Annotated in this window: 1 protein-coding gene and 1 pseudogene; both read right to left on the bottom strand. The window is 78.3% G+C overall.

Annotation, left to right across the window (positions count from 1 at the left end; genetic code table 11):
• Window positions 1-152: 152 nt before the first annotated feature.
• Window positions 153-923, bottom strand: a complete 771-nt coding sequence (locus AB0K09_RS33310) for a hypothetical protein (RefSeq protein ID WP_366069124.1) — start codon at window positions 921-923, stop codon at window positions 153-155.
• A gap of 321 nt (window positions 924-1,244) precedes the next feature.
• A pseudogene (locus AB0K09_RS33305) lies at window positions 1,245-1,487 on the bottom strand (DNA repair protein RecN); the annotation flags it as partial.

Genomic DNA, 1,487 nt, shown 5'->3' with positions numbered 1-1,487 from the left:
GCGGCCGGCCAGCGGTCCATCGACCCGAAGCTGGCCCTGGCCGCGTGGGGCGGCAGCGAGAGTCCGCTGACGACGCGGGAGAGCGAGGTGCTGCGCCCAGGATGCCAGCACCGGTCGGCGACCCGGCACCGCCGTTCCGAGACGGCCCCGCCCTACCTCGCCCGCACTTCCCTGGATTCACCCGCTTTGGGGATGCTTGACCGCTGCCGCGCCTCGGCCAGGGCGGCGGCGGCCGTGCAGGCGGCGGCGTGCAGCACGAGTCCGGCGCGGCCGTTCGTGCTGACGACGGCGAGCCCGAGGCCCGCGCCGAGCGCGTGCGCGCCGGTGTCGCCGAGCATCGTGCGCTCGGCGAGGTCGTCCGCGAGCAGTGCCGCCGCCGCGCCGACGGGGGCCGCGGCGACGGCGCCGCGCACCGTCCCGCCGAGGCCGAGCGCGATCACCGCGGCGGCCGCCCGGCCGGGCCGGACGTCCAGCAGGTTGACGGCGTGCGCGGCCCCGGCGATCACGATCCCGGCCAGCACCTTGTCCACCGGCCGCTCCTTGAGCGCGGCCCCGGCGAGGAGCCCGGCCGCCCCGATCCCGAGCAGCTTGACCGCCCCGCTCGTCAGCTCCCCGCCACGCAGCGCCTCCAGATGCGCCCGGAACCCGCGCCGCGGGTCGCCGGCCCCGGCGACGTCGTCGTACGCCCCGCACCCGGCGGCGGCGAGCACGGCCACGGCCCCCGCGGCCCGCGCCCGCGCGGGAAGCGCGCCCACCCCGGCCAGCACCCCGGCAGCGGCAGCGGGCCCGGCACACAACTGCACGGTCCGCCCGGCCCGGTTGCGCCGTTCCCCCAGCCGGGGCCACGCCGTGCGTACCCCGCCGTACGCCGCCCTCGCCCCGATGACCGCCGTCGCCAACACGGCCGCGCGCCCGAGTGCCATGTGGACCTCCCCGCTTGTGGATCTTCCCGACACCCTAGCCCTGCGGGCGGGCCGCCCGTGTTGTGCCGCTTGCGGCCGCCGTCCGTGCCGCCGGACCCTCGCCGTGCTGGTTGCTCGCCGTCGCGGCGGAAAGGCGGGAGGGGCCGGCGCCCCTTCCCACACCCGGCGGACGGGGGCCGCCTCGCCCCATTTCCCACCGCGACGGCGAGCAACCACGACGCCGCAGCTCGGCGGTGCCGGCCGGCCGCTGCACGCGCCGGTCACTCCCCGTCGCGGCGGACGGGCCGCCGGGGGCCATGCCCCGGAAGCACCGTCGGCCGGCTAAGCGAGCCGCAGGGTCACCGCCGTCCGCAGGAGTTCCTCCGCGTGCGCCCGGGCCAGTTCGGAGTCCTCCTGGCCCGCCAGCATGCGGGAGAGTTCACGGATGCGGTCCTCGCCCTCCATCGCCTTGACGCCGCTGCGGGTGACCGCGCCGTCGTGGGTCTTCTCGACGACCAGGTGGCGGTCGGCGAAGGCGGCCACCTGGGGAAGGTGGGTGACCACGACGACCTGCGCGGACTGCGC

The sequence above is a fragment of the Streptomyces sp. NPDC049577 genome (assembly GCF_040675635.1).
Lineage (GTDB): Bacteria > Actinomycetota > Actinomycetes > Streptomycetales > Streptomycetaceae > Streptomyces.
The sequence above is the reverse complement of the archived record's forward strand: the minus strand, read 5'-3'. Positions and strand labels throughout refer to the sequence as shown.

Excerpts from the sequence above, each read along its gene's own strand:
- AB0K09_RS33310 (WP_366069124.1), bottom strand. The coding sequence starts at position 923 with ATGGCACTCGGGCGCGCGGCCGTGTTGGCGACGGCGGTCATCGGGGCG.